Origin of the sequence: Sphingopyxis sp. SE2 (genome assembly GCF_032227185.1) — a bacterium.
Taxonomy (GTDB): domain Bacteria; phylum Pseudomonadota; class Alphaproteobacteria; order Sphingomonadales; family Sphingomonadaceae; genus Sphingopyxis.
On record NZ_JAPMXW010000002.1, the window covers coordinates 132549 to 148863 of the forward strand.

Sequence of the window (16315 nt, forward strand, 5' to 3'; positions counted from 1 at the left end):
TTGCCTACGCCCACCGCCTCAATGAAAATTGCGGCTTTTGACAAGTTCGGGGGCCGGCACCTGCGCCCTCCCCTTCCCTGCTCGAGGATCGGGCCCACCGCCACTCATTGCGCCATCGGCACGCCCCCGGGCCAAGCGGAACGACGCGTCACGCTGAGTGAGCGTGTCGAGCACGTCCGAAAGGTTCACGAGCTTCTTCACGATCACATGCACAACCTCGCCTTCGCGCTGGATCTGGCCATAAATGCCAAGCAGCCGCGCCCCCATGACGACGCGTCGGTTTTCCTCGAACATGCGAGGCCAGACGATCAGATTGGCGATGCCCGTCTCGTCCTCGATAGTGATGAACATGACGCCCTTCGCCGATCCGGGCCGCTGGCGGACGAGGATGAGCCCGGCGAGCCAGACATAGCGGCCATCGCGAATCCCATCGAGCGTGCTGCAGGGAACCATCTTGCGGGCGGCAAGCTCGCTTCGCAGAAATGCCACCGGATGTTGCCGGAGGGTCAGGCCGACATGGCCATAATCCTCGACGACCTCCCTGCCCTCCTGCATCGGCTTGAGCAGCACCGGCTGCTCGACGATTTCATGGACGAAGCCATTCTCGCGGGCGTCCGCCGCCGCGAACAAGGGAAGCTGCTCGTCGCGCAGCGCCTTGATCGCCCACAGCGCATCACGGCGCGAAAGGCGCATCGCGGGGCGGACGGCGTCGGCCTCCGCCAGCCGGTTGAATGCGCCCATGCCGACATCGGCGCGGCGCCATAGCTCCTCGATGCTAGCGAAAGGCTCATCGGCGCGCGCGGCGATGATCCGCGCGGCATCCCGTTCATTGAGGCCGCGCACCATTCGCATCCCCAAGCGGACCGCGAAGCGATCCTCGCCTATCGGTTCGAGCGTGCAATCCCAGCGCGATGCGTTGATGCAGACCGGTCGTATCTCGACCCCGTGCGCCCGCGCGTCCTGGACGATCTGCGCCGGGGCATAGAATCCCATCGGCTGCGCATTGAGGAGGCTGGCGCAAAAAATCTCCGGGTGCCAGCATTTGAGCCAACAGGACGCATAGGCGATGAGGGCGAAGCTCGCCGCATGGCTTTCGGGAAAGCCGTAGCTTCCGAAACCCTCGAGCTGGCTGAAGGTCTTCTCCGCGAATTCGGCGGTGTAGCCGCGCTCGACCATGCCGGTGATCAGCTTCTCCTTGAACTTCGAGACCCCGCCGGTGTGCTTGAAGGTCGCCATGGCTCGGCGGAGTTGATCGGCTTCAGAGGGCGTGAAGCCGGCACATTCGATCGCAACGCGCATCGCCTGTTCCTGGAAGAGGGGGACACCCAGCGTCTTGCCGAGCACCCGTTCCAGCTCGGGCTTCGGATATTCGACCTTTTCGGTGCCGGCGCGGCGGCGAAGATAGGGATGGACCATGTCGCCCTGGATCGGACCGGGCCGGACGATCGCGACCTCGATGACGAGATCATAGAAGGTGCGCGGCTTGATATGCGGCAGCATCGCCATTTGCGCCCGGCTCTCGATCTGGAAGGCGCCCAGCGTGTCGGCCGCGCGGATCATCGCATAGGTGCGCGGATCTTCGGGCGGAATCGACGCGAGATCCATCGCGATGCCCTTATGCTCGGCGAGCAGATCAAAGCCGCACTTCATCGCGGTGAGCATGCCGAGCGCGAGGCAGTCGACCTTCATGAATTTGAGCGCGTCGATATCGTCCTTGTCCCATTCGATCACCTGGCGATCCGGCATGGCGGCGGGCTCGATGGGGACGAGCTCGTCGAGCCGGTCATGGGTCAGGACGAAGCCGCCGGGATGTTGCGAGAGATGGCGTGGTGTGCCGATCAGCTGGCGCGCGAGATCGAGCGCGAGCCGCAGCCGGCGATCGCCCAGATTGAGATTGAGCTCGGCCGCCTGCTTCTCGTCGACGCCCTCGTCGCTCCACCCCCAGACCTGACTCGACAAGGCCTTGATGAGATCCTCGGACAGGCCGAGCGCTTTACCGACATCGCGGATGGCGCCCTTCGTGCGATAGCGGATGACCGTGGAGCAGAGCGCGGCATGGTCGCGGCCATAGGTGTCGAACACCCACTGCATGACGGTCTCGCGCCGCGCATGCTCAAAGTCGACGTCGATGTCGGGCGGCTCCTTGCGCTCCTGGCTGACGAAGCGCTCGAAGAGGAGGTCGGACCGTTCGGGGTCGATCGAGGTGATGCCGAGGACATAGCAGACCGCGCTGTTCGCCGCCGATCCCCGGCCCTGGCAGAGGATGTCGCGGCTGCGCGCGAAGCGAACGATCGAGTTTACCGTCAGAAAATAGGGTGCGTAATCGAGTTCACCGATTAATCGGAGCTCGTGGACAAGTAGCCGCCGAACCTTGTCGGGCACGCCTTCGGGATAGCGGTCTTCGGCCGCCTCCCATGTCATGCGTTCGAGTGCCTGCTGGGCGGTGACGCCCTCGATGCCGGCTTCTTCGGGATATTGATATTTGAGCTCGTCGAGCGAGAAGCGGCAGCGATCGGCGATGTCGAGGGTTCGCGCGAGCGCTCCGGGATAGCGCTGGTAGAGCCGGTGCATTTCGGCCGCGGGCATCAAGAAACGGTCGGCATAGCGTTCGCGCCGTGCGCCGAGCGCGTCGATCGTGCAGCGGTGGCGGGTGCAGGTCATCACCTCCTGGAGCACGCGGCGATGCGGATGATGATAGAGGACGTCGCCCGTGACGACGGTCGGCACCCCATGGCGGGCGGCGAGGTTCGTCAGATCATGGAGTCGAAGCTGATCGCCCGGGCGGCGGCGCAGGGTCAGGGCCAGATAGCCCCTCCCCTCGAAGATCCGCGCGAAACGGCCCATCACGGCTTCAGTGTCAGCCATCTCTTCGGGCAGGAAGATCGCGAGCAGGTCTTCCGCGAACGCCTCGACATCCGCCCACCCGATTACACACTTGCCCTTCCCTCCCCGCGTCTTTCCCCGGCTGAGGAGTCGGCAAAGACGGGCATAGTCGGCGCGGTTCATCGGATAGACGAGCAGCGACTGGCCTTCGGAGAGGTCGAGGCGGCAGCCGACGATCAGCCGGACCCTGGCGAGCTTGGCCGCTTCATGGGCGCGCACGATGCCGGCGAGCGTATTTCGGTCGGTGATCGCAAGCGCGTCGAGACCGCAGGCTTCGGCCTGGGCGAAGAGTTCGTCGGGCGACGACGCCCCGCGCAGGAACGAGAAATGCGACGCGCATTGGAGTTCGACATATCTCATGCGAACAACCCGTGCAGGAACCAGCCTTGACCGCCCGTGGCGCTGTCCATGCCGTCGCCGTTCCGGAAGAGCCAATAGCGCGCGCCGGTTTCGTCCTCGACCTGGAAATAATCGCGAACGCCGAGAAATTCGGCGTCGCTCAAATGCCATTCGCCATAGATGCGTTCAGGACCGTCGGCGCGCGTCACCCGGCGCCGGACACCGCGCCAGACAAAATGCACCGGCGGATGGTCGGGCAGCAGGGCCATGGTGTCGACGGGCTCCGGACGCGCGAAAAGCCGCGTCGGGCGCGGCCAGGCCGCCGGCCACCGGATCTCGGTCGGATCGGACATCGGCGCGATGCGGGCGACCGAACGTTCGGGAATATCGCTCTCGCGCGCGGCGACCCGGAAGAGTCTCCCCTCCCCTATCCGGTTCCCGAGCAGGTCGACGAGGGCCGCTACGTCGGGAACGGAAGCCTCGCCGAGATTGGAAACCATGTGGAAGGTCAAGGGCTCGGCCAAGGGGACGGTGAGCTGCATCCGCTCGATACCGAACCCCGGATCGACAGTCTCGAGCCGGTCGCAGAGCAGCCGCGTCATCTGCGTGCGATCGCGGCTCGGCTTGGCAAGGCCCGCCCGGATAGCCTCGATCCGATTGTCGACCCGGTGAAAGCTGAGATCGAGCCGGCGGGCGCCGACGCCTTCTTCCTCCAAACGCCGGGTCAGTTCGTCGACCAGCTTGCCCGTATAGCGCGCGAGCGTTTCGGGCGCGCCGATCGGCTCGGCGAACCGCCGCTCGACGGTGATGGGCTCAGGCGGCTGGATCGGTTCGAAGGGTTCGGCGAGGCGGCCGAAGGCCTGGTCGAGGCGCTGGCCGGGGGCAGACCCGAAGCGCAGGGCCAGCGAGGCGCGCGGCATTGCTTCGAGGTCGGCTATCGTTTCGAGACCGAGGCGCCCGAGCGTAAGCACCATGTCGTCGTCGAGGCGCAGCGCCGCAATGGGCAGCGCGCTGATCGCCGCGGCAAGGTCGAGCGGATCGACGACGCGGGGGGAGTCGGCTCCGTAGCGCGCAAGCGCGTGCGCCGCTCCATAGGTCGGCGCACAGACCGCGCGCGCGGCCGTCCCCACCTCCGCAAGGCGTTGGATAAGATCGCGAAGAACGCCTTCAGGTCCGTCAAAGGCGTGCGCGGCGCCGGTGATGTCCAGCATCAGGCCATCGGGGGGGTCGGGCGCGATGATGGGCGCGTAGCGACGCAGCGACCAGCAGGCGAGCTTCTCCAGCGCTGCGCGATCGGCGTCCGGTTCGGCGTCGCGAATCTGGAGATCGGGAACGAGCGCCTGCGCCTGCGTGACCGTCATACCGGGGGCAAGACCGATTGCGCGCGCCGCCGCATTCGCCGCGGTCAGGAGACGGCGCTGCCCTTCCATCGCCGCCAGCACCAGCGGCGCGTCAGGAGGCGGCGCGCTGGAGCCAAGCCTGCGACGCAGCCGATCGGTCGGCCAGGTCGGCAGGAAGAGCGAGACAACCTGTCGCATCGCAGCCTTCCACGAGAAAATCGGCGCTCTCACCAGCCCGGCACCGGATGAGCTCGACAAACCAGCGCGGCCGCCCGACCCCGGCAACCGGGAGCGGCGCGGTCGGCACGCTGGTCACACGCCAGCGGGTCGCAGCCGCGGTCAGCTGTCCAAAATCGGAGGCTTCGGCCGTCCGCCGCCAACGGCGGATGGCAATGCCGATCGTGCCGGTGCTTTCGGCCGCCAGTTGCAGACGGCGCGATGCCGTCATCGAAAGCCGGGCCGCTTCGGCGACGACTCCACCGAGGCCGCCATGACGAAGCCCTTCCTCGAAGCAGCTCAGGAGCGAGGTCTCGTCGCGGGCTTCGACATAGATGACTCGGTCGGGATCGAGACCCGCGAGCGCGAGAGCCGGCGCGAACAGGTCGGACTGCGTCATGCACCAGAGTATCTTGCCTTGGACGCGCGCGAGGATGCCGGCCGTGAACAAAGCGGCGGCGGCCGCATCGGTCGCGCCCTGCGCGCCGCCGGCGACTTCATGGAGGGCGCCGAGCGCCAGCCCGCCACCGGGCAAGCGCCTGTCGATCGTGTCGAGCCCGAACGGCAAGGTGCCCGACGAACGCCGTTCAGCCCCCTCGATCCTGGCGATCCGGGCGCGTAGCGTCGTCAGATGAGGGCGCGGCCCTCTCTCCGTCATGAAGGGCCTCCATGGCTTTGGCGGTTGGTTGTGTTCTATTTTTGTTCTATAAAGGCCGAGAGTCAACGGGCCGGAGTCGTCGGGGCCGCGGCACCCCAGCCAAAGACAGGAAAGACCAAGGAAATTCGGGATGGATAAGCGCAAGCCCCTCAAACTTCGCCTGTCAGGCGAGACGCCTTCGGAGCCTTTTGCCGCGTCGGAGAGGAGCATGCGCGATCGCGACTCGGGCGAATCGGCGTCGGTGAGCTGAGACCGTGTCGCGGCTTCATGTCATCACGGCGAGCGCGAGCGATGTGGCGGCTTATTTCGAAGCCGAGCCGCTATCCGGCCTCACGACGCCCGAAGGGGACATCAAGGAAGGGCTGACCGGACTCGTCATTTTCGAGAAGGGCGGCCGCCGATTCCTGCGGCCCGTCACCTGGGGGTTTCCGCGCCTGACCCGCGAAATGCGCGAGCGCGGCGAGCCGCCGGGGCGCATCGGCCTTGTCGCCGACCTCACCAATCCGATGTGGGAAGAGATGGTGGTCGAGCCGCGCTATCGCTGCCTCATCGCGCTGACCCATTTCGGCAATCCCGATGGGACCCCCGGCGCGAAGACCCGGACCTGGTTTTCGGTGAAGGATCGGCCGATCATGTCGTGGGCGGGTTTCTGCCGGAACCTCCCGGACCAAGGGCCTGTCTATGCCGGCATGACGATGAGTGCGAATGCGGCGGTCATGCCGACTAACGACCGGATGCCGGTACTCCTTGAGCGCGCCGAGTGGGATCAGTGGTTTCGTGGCTCCGTTCGCGAAGTAATTGGGTTCCAGTTCCGCCCGCCGTTCGCCGCCGAACGAACGATCGTCGAGCCGACCGATGATCGCTGGAACAGCGGCAAAGGGCCACCCGAGCCGCAACTCGCTTTGCAATGAGACGGGGATTGTATGGCACGTTGGATGCTCGCGCGGGAGGCGTCTCGCCGCTATGGGCATGACAATGGCCGATAGAGACATGCTGCCGCGCACGTTCCAAGCGAACGTTGACCGCTTTTATCAGCGCGTCATCCTGAAGACGCTTGGCGACCTTCCGACGCACGAAACGCTGGTTGTGGGTGAAGCGTCAGATATGGATGAATTCCTTGATCGGTGCGCCGCGCAAATCGATAACTACACGGCCAACGAGGCCGCCAAGGCCTTTGTCCTCACGCTCGACGGGCTGTTCGAACGCCAGCTCGCGCGGTGGGCTCGGGCGCACGGCGTGAAGTTCTCTGGCGCAACCGATCTGTCACGAGCAGCGCGGGAAATCGCTGCGATCGATGTGGGTGCGATCGGCGTGGCAAGCGATCTCCACGAAATGCACCTCGCCGCCAATGTCGCTAGGCATGGCGATGGCAGCGCCTGCACGAAATTGCTCGCGAAGGCCCCGCAACTCTGGACTCGGATATCCTTCGATTATGGCGATATCGCCCCCGCGCCGGTGCCGACGAGTGAGGAGCTGCGGATCGGTCAGGACGAACTTCGGCGCTATGCACGCGCCGTTGTTCAATTCTGGGGCCACGCCGATCCCCTGCCCGGTGCCGTGCTTGTTGCGCCTTATTAAAGTGCCCGTAAGCGCAGAACGCGGGGATCTTTGGCGTTCCTCCGCCGGCGCTTTAGCGCTACGCACCTTCCTATGCAGCGTTCCCAGCTCGGAAAGGGCCGCAAGCCATGTGCAATCTCTATACGGAGCGCCTCAGCGCCGCTGAAGTCGCAGCCCACTTTGGCGTAGACGTTCCTGAAATCGTTGCAACTAATGCACCGTCGACAGTTCACCCCGGCGCGCCCGGTATGGTGGTCCGCGCCGAAAGCGGTCGACGAATTCTTCAATCGATGGGTTGGGGATTTCCTCTGAAGCTAGCCTCGATGAAGCCGGGTTCGAAGCCCAAGGCGGTTAATAATATTGCGGATCTGCGCAAACCAATGTGGGTGGGCCTCGCCCGTAAACCGCAGTGGCGCTGCCTGATTCCGCTAACGGCCTGGGCGGAACCCGCGGGGATCAAGGGAAGCAAAACCCGAACCTGGCTGTCCCTGAAAGACCGTCCGGTTTTTGCATGGGGCGGCTTGTGGCGCGACAGTGCCGAATGGGGTCCGGTCTATTCGGACGCCATGACCGATGCGAACGAAGTTGCCGCGACAGTCCATAATCGGATGCCTGTCCTCCTCCACGAGGACGAATATGACCGTTGGCTTCACGGTACCTTCGATGAGCTGACCGCGCTTCAGGATCGGCTGTTTCCGAGCAGACTAATTGAGATCGAGCCGACCGACGAACCATGGCACGGTTGGCCCTCAGACATGCTGCAGGCAACGTTGCTATAGGCTGTTCAGCTGAACTTGCACCACCGTCGCCTTGGTTCGCTCTACAGGGATGCCTTGGATGAGCGTGCAAGCGTGAGCGGTTTGGAACCCTTCAGCGATCGCGAGATCTCCCCTCCCCTCTCCATTCCGAATGAATCCATGTTTGAAAACGCCCGGCGCGATAGCGTCGGGGTGATTCCAGATTCTAATGATTCTAAGATTCGGGGCAGCGTGACCGGCGGTTTTCCTGTGGAAACCAAGCAGTATCCTGTCCTTTTGGGGGCTTTATCCTGACGTCCTGGGGGCTTTAGCCTGACCGATCGGGGGAATTATCCTGCCCCTTTGGGGTATCCTGTCCGATTGGGGTGGTGCGCTCAATGCTCTCGTCGTTGCAATTTAATGGACGGGATCGGCTCTGGAGTGCGGTTCTAAAGGGGGTCGCTGCGACTCGCGGATTCTCTACGTCCTTGCTCTCATCTTAATTGGACTCGATCCTGTCGGATTGGGGGCGGTGCCGGCTAATCCATCCTGTCCTGACTTGACGAGTGAGGTCAGGTCAGGCAACCTGATGTCCAATGAGGTGAAATGATGGGGGAATCGGACTCAGTACTCATAGCGGATGATGAGAACGAAGTCTCCTCCGCTCGCGCGATGCGTGTCGCCGCGGCGCTCGCCCGCAAGGGCGGTGAGGAGTTCGTCAAACCTGGCCGGCTCGTCGAAGTTCGTTTCGTTCGTGGTCAGTCGCTCAGCTTGACGGCCTCTCGCCTTCTCGCGCTGATGATCCTCACGGCAGGCGGCGACGCTTGGCGTGATGTCTCGCATCGAATGCGTAAATCGGACATTCGACGTGGTCACAAAGGAAATGAGCGGATCGTCGACATGCTCGAAGAACTTCATCGCACGTTGTTCGCGGAGGACGACAAGTCCTGGCGTGGAAAGCGGGCGACCAAGCGTTTTAGTCTTATTCAGGCTTCGTGGGAGGAAGTCGAGGAAGAGGGCAAGGAGACCGGTTGGATCGAGTGGCAGTTCACCCCGGATGCGCGACGCCTCATCCAGGAATCGCAGACTTACGCGGTGATGAACCGACAGGCCGTTCTCGGTTTCCGGTCGGCCTATTCTCTCAAACTCTATGAAGAGGGTGCGCTGCGGTTGCATCGGCGGCAGCCGATTTGGAAGGTCGACATGGTCGGCCTTCGGGCTGCGCTGGGAATCGATCCAGAGAAATATGCCGATTTCGCTCAGTTGCGGCGCAAGGTGCTGCAGGTCGCGAAAGCCGAAATCGACCAGCTCGCGCATTTCACTGTGGAATGGGACGAGATCCGGCGGGGCAGGGCGGTGATCGAGCTGATCTTCCGCTTCGCGCCAAAGGATGCGCCGGCCCAAATCGAAACCGTTGATGAACTTGCGCGTCACGCCTCGGGCCGCAAGGCGCGGCGGGAGGATAGCGTCGAAGACCTTGCGATTGCGGGGCCAACCGTCGCCCCAGAGCTGATCGGGAGGCTCGTTGCCGATGCGACGTCGAAGCTCTCGGCGCCAGACCGTGTCCCGCGCGAAAAGTTTGCGGCCTTTCCGTTGGGGTCGCTCCGGTATGGCGGTGAAGAGTTTTACAAGGTCGGTGTTGAGCATGGCGGCGGATGGGATGTCGATGGCATCGCTGAGGCGTACCGCAAGGAGATGGGGACCCGGTTGGGATCCCTGAAAGGTGTGAAGTTGGAGCGGTCGTGGCGTGGCTTCTGCGAGTCCTATTTCTCGCGCCGGGGTCGGCCCTGAATTGGAGAATTGCAGGTCTGCAATTCCGAGAGGATTGCGTTTGGAGGACTGGATTGCAGGCCTGCAATTTCGCGCATTGGCTGCGGGGCCCCCAATAGGTCAGGATTGGGAGGACGGAGAGGCTGTCTATCGGCGCGGATATTAGACTCGAATGGTGAGAGCGGAACGGGCTGGGTATGCCAGTTGCGAAATCAGAACCCTCAGGCATAGTTTTGCACATATTAGCCTTTCATTGACCGAAAAGTGAAAATCAGGCATGACAACGCTGGTTTTCAAAAAGGGGCAGGTATGGCTACGTCGGTGGATCAGGTTCGCATAGCCGAGACCTTGGACGTGGGCGCACTTGCCGTGCGTACGTCGTCCGTTCTTGAACGACTGCGGGACTCTGCTCGATCGGCGCGAGCGGACGAGCGGCGCGAGCCGACGTTTCCGATCGGCAAAGCTGCTGAACTGGTTGGACGCACGACCGCCGCAATCCGGGAAGCGGAATCCGATGGGCGCCTCGTTGCCCCGACGCGCGGTGAGAACAATCGGCGCCTTGCCTACAGCCTCGCTCAGCTCAATGACATGCGCGGAACATTTGGAACCCGGCCTTGGCGTGCGCCTTCTGATCCGGTCTCGATTCTGGCGGTGCAGAACTTCAAGGGCGGAGTTGGTAAGAGCACGACGGCGGTCCATCTGGCGCAAAATCTCGCGATCCGGGGCTATCGAGTCTTGCTTATCGATTGTGACAGCCAAGCCTCGGCCACGACTCTGTTTGGTTACGTGCCTGATCTCGATCTGAGCGAAGACGAGACGCTCTATCCCTACCTGCGCGAGGGTGAGCGCGAGACGCTCGATTATGCGATCAAGAAGACCCATTTTGACGGTCTCGACCTGATCCCCGCGAACCTGCGCTTGTTCCAGTCTGAGTATGAGTTGGCCGCACGCATGGCGCGTGGGCAGGGCGCGCTGTTGAACCGTCTTGCTCAGGGTATTGCCTCGGTCTCCGATCTCTATGACGTGGTCATTCTGGACCCGCCGCCGGCGCTCGGCGCAATTTCCTTGTCGGTGCTCAGGGCCGCGAACGCGCTTGTGGTGCCTGTTCCCCCGACTGTGATGGATTTTTCCTCAACTGCGGCATTCCTTGCGATGCTCGATGAAACGATCCAGGAACTTCAGGCGGTCGACCTTGCTCCTCAGCTTTCGTTCTTGCGGTTTCTCGCGTCGAAGGTTGACGATACGAAGTCGATGCAGAAGGGACTCCTTGAGCTGATGCGCCAGGTTTTCGGCAATGCGATGATCCGCACGCCGCTGAAGGATTCTGCGGAAATTGACAACGCGACGGCGCGGTTGATGACGGTCTACGAACTCAACGGGCCGATGACGAGCAAGCAGGTTCGCGATCGCTGTCTGACTTATCTGGATGGGGTCTGTGGGGAGATCGAGGTCGATATACGAGCGACTTGGCCGAGTCATTTGCCGCGCCTGCGCAAGGAGGGGCTCGCATGATACGCCTGAATTGCAGCCCTGCAATTTCGAGGTCCTGGAACGGATCGGCGGGGAAGGAAAGTGAAAATTGCAGCCCTGCAATTTTGGATGAAAGGGGAGGGCAATGACCTCCAAGAACAAGAGCTTTGTTGCCGATTTGGCCGCTGGAATGGAGCCGACGGCTACTACGCCGGTAGACCGGCCAAGCCGGCTCGGCGTCGGCGTCTTGGGCAGCCGTACGAACCGGCTGGCGGATCTCGCATCCGGTGCGGTCGTCGATATTCCCCAGGAACTCGTCGACCCCGCGCGGTGTCGAATCTGGGAACGCCATAATCGCGACTATGCTGCGCTCAACGAGGAGCGTTGCGCAGATCTAATTGAAACCATCGTCGCGCAGGGTAAGCAGGAGTTCCCTGCGATCGTCCGCCGCGTAACGGGCGACCCCGACCACGACTATGAGGTTATTTCGGGCGCACGGCGCCACTGGACCGTCTCTTGGCTACGCGCTAACAATTATCCCGACATCCGCTACCTCATAGAGATCCGGAGCCTCACCGATGAACAGGCCTTCCGGGTCTCCGATCTCGAAAACAGGGCTCGGGAGGATCTGACCGATGTCGAGCGCGCGCGGGACTATCTGAAGGCTCTCGATTTCTATTACAGCGGAAAGCAGAAGGCGATGGCGCAACGCCTCAACCAGAGTGAGGCGTGGCTCAGCCGCTATCTCGATCTCGCTCGTTTGCCAAACGAACTGATGATCGCTTTTCCTGACCCGTTCGAGCTTAAGATCTCGCATGTCAGTACCCTGAAGCCGATACTGAAACCGGAAGATTCGAGAACGCGAGTTTTCGCGGAAGCGGCCCGTCTTGCCAAGTCTCGGGCTGACGGCGCGACGAACATTCCTGCGACAGTCCCCGATATCCTGCGAGCGTTGGTTGCCGCTGCCGAGCGAAAAACCAAAGCCGGGGATAAGGCCGCCCCCAAGAAGACAGGTTCGACCGAAAGGATCTTCCTATCGGGTGGCGGGATGCCGCTTCTGCGTATCGACAAGAAGGACAAGAGAGGGGTCAGTGTCACCCTGTTCCCAAAGAGCGGAGGAAGCCGCGCCGAGGCAGAGGTTGCGATGCAGGAGCTCCTTGACCAGCATTGGCCCAAATAGGGGAGGGCGCTGACGCTACGAGCTATCCGCGCCATTGCATTGTCGAATAAACTGGACAGTACCGTTCGCTTCGCCGCTAAACGTTTTAGACCGGCGGGCGGTGCTGCGTAATGCCTGGAGTGCTGGGATGCCCGGCTTCGATCGGTTGACGCTCGCCGCGCGTATTGCGGGCCGCGCGGCAACCGTTGATCATGGCCGCGCATCGAGGCCTTGGTGCAGCTCCAAGCAGAATCCGGCAGAGGTGCTTAGGTCACGCGACAAATGGACCGTGATCCCCAATCCGCATGTGTAAGGCTCGAAAGTATGAGGGGTATTTGCGAATTGGCGTACGGCGAGCTGCCGAAGCAACTTGCCGGCGCCTGCCTTTGTACAGGGCAGGGCACGAGCTAACTGCGCCGGCGTCAACGACCTGAATGCAAACAGCAGCATCCAGGCGTCGAACAGCCTAGAATTCCCCCTCAACCCTGAAAGAGTCTCCGCAAATGCCGCCGCTGCCCGCGGCACGCGCGCGATGTCAGACAGCGTCTCATACAGCGCCTCGAGGATGAACTCGACCACGTCGTCCCGATCCAAGTCGGGCTCGCGATCGGCGCGAAACAGCCGCCGCCGGACGAGACCGGGGAAGGGCAGGGGGTGCGCCGAAAGGCCGAACAGCGCGGGCTCGGCGACGGCGAACAGATTGACCGCCCAGCAGGGCGACGAGGCGGTGGCGGACAGCGGATCGCCGTCGACGTCGGCCGATCGCCGTAGACTGCGAACGATGGTGAGCAGACGGGCCGCTGGGTCGGCAGGCAGGTTCGGGCTCGCGGCGACGAGGCGCACGGCCTCGAGTTCTTCAAGCCCGGCGTCGACGATGACCGCGGTCGCCGCGGCCTCCGCGGCAAGGGGCCTAATGGCGGTATGTCGAACGCGCTGGATAGCGCGGGCGAGATCGGCGCCGGGGTCGGGCAGGAGCGAGGCGAGCAGGCCAAGAAAGGCATCGCGTTCGGCGGCGCATTCGGCGCCGATGACGCTGGTGCCGGTCAAAATCGCGCGGTCCTCGCGATACTGGTCCCAAGCGCGCTGGAGTGCGCGCAGCGCAAAGGATTCGCGCATTTCCGGGGGATAGAGGGCAGGGGAGGCGAACAGCGTGCGCGCTAGCGCGTCGACCTGGCCTTGCCGGAACGCGATCGCGGCGCTGTGGACGGGGAGGGTCATGTCGGCTCCATCTGTGGTAAGCTGATAGCCGCGAGTGGAGTCGGGGTCAAAGCCCGAGTTTACCTAACTGGTAGATTGGTATCCTATCCGGCTGTCGGCCTCCGACCGGACTTTCCATAATCGGACATTATGGTAAGACCGGGCTTGCCGGAAACGCCGATTTTGCCCATTCAGGGCCGATGAAATCCGCCGGAACTCCCATGCTCAACGCCCCTGATGCGCCGTTCCCGTCGTCGGTCGAACTGGTGCTGCGCCGGTACGGCTCGCTCATCGACACGCGCTCTGCGAGCGCGCTCGCACTCGAGGCGGCGGTCGCCGCGATGGCGCCGGCGACCAAGGCCGCGATTACCGCCGACCTCAAATGCTTCCTCCACTGGTGCGGCACGCGCCGTCCGGCGCGCAGCGCAGTACCGGCCGATCCCGAGACGCTGGTGCACTACTTGCGCTGGCTCGCACACGAGGGCGATCGCCCGTCGGCCAAGCCCGCCACGCTTGCCCGCAGACTCGCGAGTATCGCCCGGGTGCACCGCATCCTCGGGTTCGGGGAGGCGGAGCCGCTGCCGACCCAGGCCGGCATGGTGCGCGATACGCTCAAGGGCATTGGCCGCCAGAAACGGCAGCGCCAACGCCAGGCAGCCCCGCTGCGGTTTGGCGCGGTCATGGCGGAAGGGCAGACACCTCCTGAGGGCGTGACGATCCAGGCGCTGCTTGCGTCGTGCGGCGGCGATGTGGTCGGTCTGCGCGACGCAGCGCTGATCTCGCTCGCATACGACGCTGGCCTGCGTGTCTCCGAACTGGTTGGCAGCGAGGTCGCCGATCTGCGGCAAGTTGGCGATGGCAGCGGCCGGCTCGACATTGCCCATTCCAAGACCGATTAGTTGGGGGAGGGGGCTCTGGCCTGGCTGTCGCCCGAGACCATGGGGCACCTGTCGGCCTGGCTCTTGGCAAGCAGGATCACGCAAGGTCCGGTGTTCCGGCGGATCAATGTGCTCACCACCGATGGCGGTGACGCGGGCCAACAGGTTGTGAGGCATTACATCGGTGAGAAGCCCCTGACCCGGCAGGGCGTGGTGTCGATCCTGCGTCGCCGGGTGCTCGAAGCCATCGACTTGGGGCTTGTTGAACTCGCGCCAGGCATGGAGGGTGAGACCGTCAAGTCCTTGAGCGCACACTCATTCAGAGTTGGACTCACCCAAGATCTGTTCGCGGCAGGCGAGGATGGCGCCGGCATTGCGCTCGCGCTGCGATGGTCTTCCCCCACGACAGCGCTGCGGTATGCGTGCGAACTCGCCGTTGGGAGCAACGCCGCCGCGCGGGTGCTCGGGAAGCTGCGATCGGCGGTCTGAAGAGAGCCGAGACCAGTTCGGCCGCTGCCATCAATTATTGCACGTCGGCGGTCAGACGTTTTCTGACAAGGACGTTAATTTTGGCAGCCGACACGAACACCCTGCGGGCCTATGCCAGCGGCCCGAGGAAACGACCGGCTCGCATCCAGACCGGCGTTCCCGCCTATCGCCGGCGCTCGGAGATTCGCTTCTGGCCCCCGGTCAAGCTTCCGTTCGTGGACCAGCGAAACGCATGGCGGCCGGGGGCGCGAGGCCGCGACCTTCGCTCACTCCGGACCGAGCTGCTCGCCGTCGACTTCAATGCGCACCTTCGATGGATAGAAGGAGAGGCAGTCATGAATAGGGTCGGCCTCGCCGAACGGCGCCGGATAGGTCCAGGCCGCGTCCTCGACGCGTTTGCCTTCGACCTCGACATGCCAGTGCCGGGCCTCGCCCTTGTAAGGGCACTGCGTCACCTTTTGGCTGCGGGTCAGAAACTTGGTCCGAACCGCCTCGGGCGGCAAACAGAAGCGGGGCGGAAGGCTGGTTTCGAAGAGGATTAGCGCCCCGCCGGCTGTCGGCGCTCGTCTCGCCGCCGAATTCCACGCGGACGCGTTTCGGGAATTCCTCCCAATAGAGGGTCTGTTCCGGCCCTTGCCGCTCGAAATTGAAGGAGCCGGCGCCCTTCGGAGCAAAGGGCGCTCGCTCGATGGTCAAGGCCATGATGATCTCTCCTTCCCGGCAAAAATTTTTCCGATGCGCATCACGGGCACGTCGCCGTTGAAATCACGAACAGGGCTTCGACCCGCGGGTTCCGCGCAACGGGAGAAGTCGCTGCGCGGATCGGCTCATCGGTTCGCGCGATCATCAGAGCTGGGCAAAGCGCCGGCTGCGCGAACAGGGGCGCCGCGCAGCCGGCGGCCGCAGGGGCGTGCGGCATGAAAGGCCGCGGGGGCTGGCGGCCTCACCCTTAGTTCGCGGCAAGCCGGGAAAAGGTTACTTAGGCCGATCGCTGGGCCACACAACAAATGCCGATTGTGCGCCAGGCGCCAGCGTGGCAGTAATCCGGCATGACGCCGAAGGAAGCCCTACGACGCACCTGCTCCCGGGCACCGCTCCGGCGCTCGCTCACAGTGGCGGTCGCCGTGGGAACGGTTCTCAACGCGATCAATCAAGGGCCGGAGCTGATCGCCGGCCATCCGCTGATCATCTGGAAGTTCGCGCTCAATTATTTCGTGCCGTTCGCGGTGGCGAGCTACGGCTGCTACTGGGCATTCCGGAGCTCGGACTGAAGGGCTTCTCGCCGCGACCCCCATCGGCTGCAGTCACCAGCGCAGGGGGGGGGGCGACGAGCAGGCCGATTATCCGGCCGCGAAAATGCCTGCCGTGTACCAGCTCGCTAGGAACGTCGCGGTCGTCTCGGGGCAGAAGAGCGCATAGACAACCGCCACGGTAGAGCCGGAGGTCACTCCCACGAGCAAGCCGGCAAGCCGCAGTCGCGTCGGCGCCAGCCGCTTGAACGCCCAGGCGACCCCGAGCAGCACCGGCACCGACGATATGGTGATCGCGACAAGGCAGGTTTGCCACGTCGAGCCAAGCCACAGCTGCTCGCGAACGCCCGGCGCGCTCATCATCTGGACCGA

The 16315-nt window shown here is 63.7% G+C and carries 16 protein-coding genes; 10 read left to right on the top strand and 6 right to left on the bottom strand.

The window, feature by feature from the left end; all coding sequences use genetic code 11:
- Window positions 1–18: 18 nt before the first annotated feature.
- The 3 genes from OVY29_RS21145 to OVY29_RS21155 are packed head-to-tail and all read right to left on the bottom strand — an operon-like array spanning window position 19 to window position 5436.
- Window positions 19–3243 (bottom strand): error-prone DNA polymerase, encoded by a 3225-nt coding sequence (locus tag OVY29_RS21145; protein ID WP_313912164.1) that lies wholly within the window; start codon window positions 3241–3243, stop codon window positions 19–21.
- On the bottom strand, window positions 3240–4760 hold the full coding sequence (locus OVY29_RS21150; RefSeq protein WP_313912165.1) for a DNA polymerase Y family protein: 1521 nt from the start codon (window positions 4758–4760) through the stop codon (window positions 3240–3242). Before OVY29_RS21150 ends, OVY29_RS21145 begins: the two co-directional genes overlap by 4 nt.
- Window positions 4675–5436 carry a damage-inducible protein gene (locus tag OVY29_RS21155; protein WP_313912166.1) on the bottom strand — a complete coding sequence of 254 codons (762 nt, stop codon included), beginning with the start codon at window positions 5434–5436 and terminating at the stop codon, window positions 4675–4677. The genes OVY29_RS21150 and OVY29_RS21155 overlap by 86 nt, the downstream gene beginning before the upstream one ends.
- Before the next feature lie 254 nt (window positions 5437–5690).
- On the opposite strand from OVY29_RS21155, the gene OVY29_RS21160 reads away from it, so the two are divergent.
- The 7 genes from OVY29_RS21160 (at window position 5691) to OVY29_RS21190 (ending at window position 12150) form a co-directional block, all read left to right on the top strand.
- Window positions 5691–6347 carry an SOS response-associated peptidase family protein gene (locus tag OVY29_RS21160; RefSeq protein WP_313912167.1) on the top strand — a complete coding sequence of 219 codons (657 nt, stop codon included), beginning with the start codon at window positions 5691–5693 and terminating at the stop codon, window positions 6345–6347.
- Between the two features lie 64 nt (window positions 6348–6411).
- Window positions 6412–7014 carry a hypothetical protein gene (locus OVY29_RS21165; RefSeq protein ID WP_037517725.1) on the top strand — a complete coding sequence of 201 codons (603 nt, stop codon included), beginning with the start codon at window positions 6412–6414 and terminating at the stop codon, window positions 7012–7014.
- 107 nt (window positions 7015–7121) lie between these two features.
- A complete protein-coding gene (locus OVY29_RS21170) occupies window positions 7122–7772 on the top strand; it encodes an SOS response-associated peptidase family protein (protein WP_313912168.1) in 651 nt (216 codons plus the stop codon).
- Window positions 7773–7826: 54 nt separating this feature from the next.
- Window positions 7827–8045: a hypothetical protein gene (locus OVY29_RS21175; protein ID WP_313912169.1), complete on the top strand. Its 219-nt coding sequence runs from the start codon at window positions 7827–7829 to the stop codon at window positions 8043–8045.
- A gap of 357 nt (window positions 8046–8402) precedes the next feature.
- The gene (locus OVY29_RS21180) at window positions 8403–9521 is read left to right on the top strand and encodes a replication initiation protein (RefSeq protein ID WP_313912233.1); all 1119 of its coding nucleotides are present in this window, start codon (window positions 8403–8405) and stop codon (window positions 9519–9521) included.
- 288 nt (window positions 9522–9809) lie between these two features.
- Window positions 9810–11012, top strand: coding sequence for an AAA family ATPase (locus tag OVY29_RS21185; protein WP_293862378.1), 1203 nt, complete (start codon window positions 9810–9812; stop codon window positions 11010–11012).
- Between the two features lie 103 nt (window positions 11013–11115).
- Window positions 11116–12150 carry a ParB/RepB/Spo0J family partition protein gene (locus OVY29_RS21190; protein WP_313912170.1) on the top strand — a complete coding sequence of 345 codons (1035 nt, stop codon included), beginning with the start codon at window positions 11116–11118 and terminating at the stop codon, window positions 12148–12150.
- Between the two features lie 189 nt (window positions 12151–12339).
- Here OVY29_RS21190 and OVY29_RS21195 read toward each other — a convergent pair whose 3' ends face one another.
- Window positions 12340–13347: a hypothetical protein gene (locus OVY29_RS21195; RefSeq protein ID WP_313912171.1), complete on the bottom strand. Its 1008-nt coding sequence runs from the start codon at window positions 13345–13347 to the stop codon at window positions 12340–12342.
- Between the two features lie 200 nt (window positions 13348–13547).
- Here OVY29_RS21195 and OVY29_RS21200 point away from each other — a divergent pair, with 200 nt between their 5' ends.
- Both OVY29_RS21200 and OVY29_RS21205 read left to right on the top strand, forming a co-directional pair.
- Entirely contained in the window at window positions 13548–14225 is a 678-nt protein-coding gene (locus OVY29_RS21200) for a hypothetical protein (RefSeq protein WP_313912172.1), read from the top strand.
- Window positions 14226–14693 (top strand): hypothetical protein, encoded by a 468-nt coding sequence (locus tag OVY29_RS21205; RefSeq protein ID WP_313912173.1) that lies wholly within the window; start codon window positions 14226–14228, stop codon window positions 14691–14693.
- Window positions 14694–14959: 266 nt separating this feature from the next.
- Here the strand turns inward: OVY29_RS21205 and OVY29_RS21210 are convergent, their stop codons facing one another.
- On the bottom strand, window positions 14960–15367 hold the full coding sequence (locus tag OVY29_RS21210) for a DUF427 domain-containing protein (RefSeq protein ID WP_313912174.1): 408 nt from the start codon (window positions 15365–15367) through the stop codon (window positions 14960–14962).
- 375 nt (window positions 15368–15742) lie between these two features.
- Here OVY29_RS21210 and OVY29_RS21215 point away from each other — a divergent pair, with 375 nt between their 5' ends.
- A complete protein-coding gene (locus tag OVY29_RS21215; RefSeq protein ID WP_313912175.1) occupies window positions 15743–15964 on the top strand; it encodes a hypothetical protein in 222 nt (73 codons plus the stop codon).
- Between the two features lie 69 nt (window positions 15965–16033).
- On the opposite strand, the gene OVY29_RS21220 is transcribed toward OVY29_RS21215, so the two are convergent.
- Window positions 16034–16306 (bottom strand): DUF1109 domain-containing protein, encoded by a 273-nt coding sequence (locus OVY29_RS21220; RefSeq protein ID WP_313912176.1) that lies wholly within the window; start codon window positions 16304–16306, stop codon window positions 16034–16036.
- Between the last annotated feature and the right edge of the window lie 9 nt (window positions 16307–16315).

Excerpts from the sequence above, each read along its gene's own strand:
- OVY29_RS21155 (WP_313912166.1), bottom strand. The coding sequence starts at position 5,436 with ATGACGGAGAGAGGGCCGCGCCCTCATCTGACGACGCTACGCGCCCGG.
- OVY29_RS21195 (WP_313912171.1), bottom strand. The coding sequence starts at position 13,347 with ATGACCCTCCCCGTCCACAGCGCCGCGATCGCGTTCCGGCAAGGCCAG.
- OVY29_RS21145 (WP_313912164.1), bottom strand. The coding sequence starts at position 3,243 with ATGAGATATGTCGAACTCCAATGCGCGTCGCATTTCTCGTTCCTGCGC.
- OVY29_RS21150 (WP_313912165.1), bottom strand. The coding sequence starts at position 4,760 with ATGCGACAGGTTGTCTCGCTCTTCCTGCCGACCTGGCCGACCGATCGG.
- OVY29_RS21180 (WP_313912233.1), top strand. The coding sequence starts at position 8,403 with ATGCGTGTCGCCGCGGCGCTCGCCCGCAAGGGCGGTGAGGAGTTCGTC.
- OVY29_RS21220 (WP_313912176.1), bottom strand. The coding sequence starts at position 16,306 with ATGATGAGCGCGCCGGGCGTTCGCGAGCAGCTGTGGCTTGGCTCGACG.
- OVY29_RS21165 (WP_037517725.1), top strand. The coding sequence starts at position 6,412 with ATGGCCGATAGAGACATGCTGCCGCGCACGTTCCAAGCGAACGTTGAC.
- OVY29_RS21200 (WP_313912172.1), top strand. The coding sequence starts at position 13,548 with ATGCTCAACGCCCCTGATGCGCCGTTCCCGTCGTCGGTCGAACTGGTG.
- OVY29_RS21215 (WP_313912175.1), top strand. The coding sequence starts at position 15,743 with ATGACGCCGAAGGAAGCCCTACGACGCACCTGCTCCCGGGCACCGCTC.
- OVY29_RS21190 (WP_313912170.1), top strand. The coding sequence starts at position 11,116 with ATGACCTCCAAGAACAAGAGCTTTGTTGCCGATTTGGCCGCTGGAATG.
- OVY29_RS21170 (WP_313912168.1), top strand. The coding sequence starts at position 7,122 with ATGTGCAATCTCTATACGGAGCGCCTCAGCGCCGCTGAAGTCGCAGCC.
- OVY29_RS21185 (WP_293862378.1), top strand. The coding sequence starts at position 9,810 with ATGGCTACGTCGGTGGATCAGGTTCGCATAGCCGAGACCTTGGACGTG.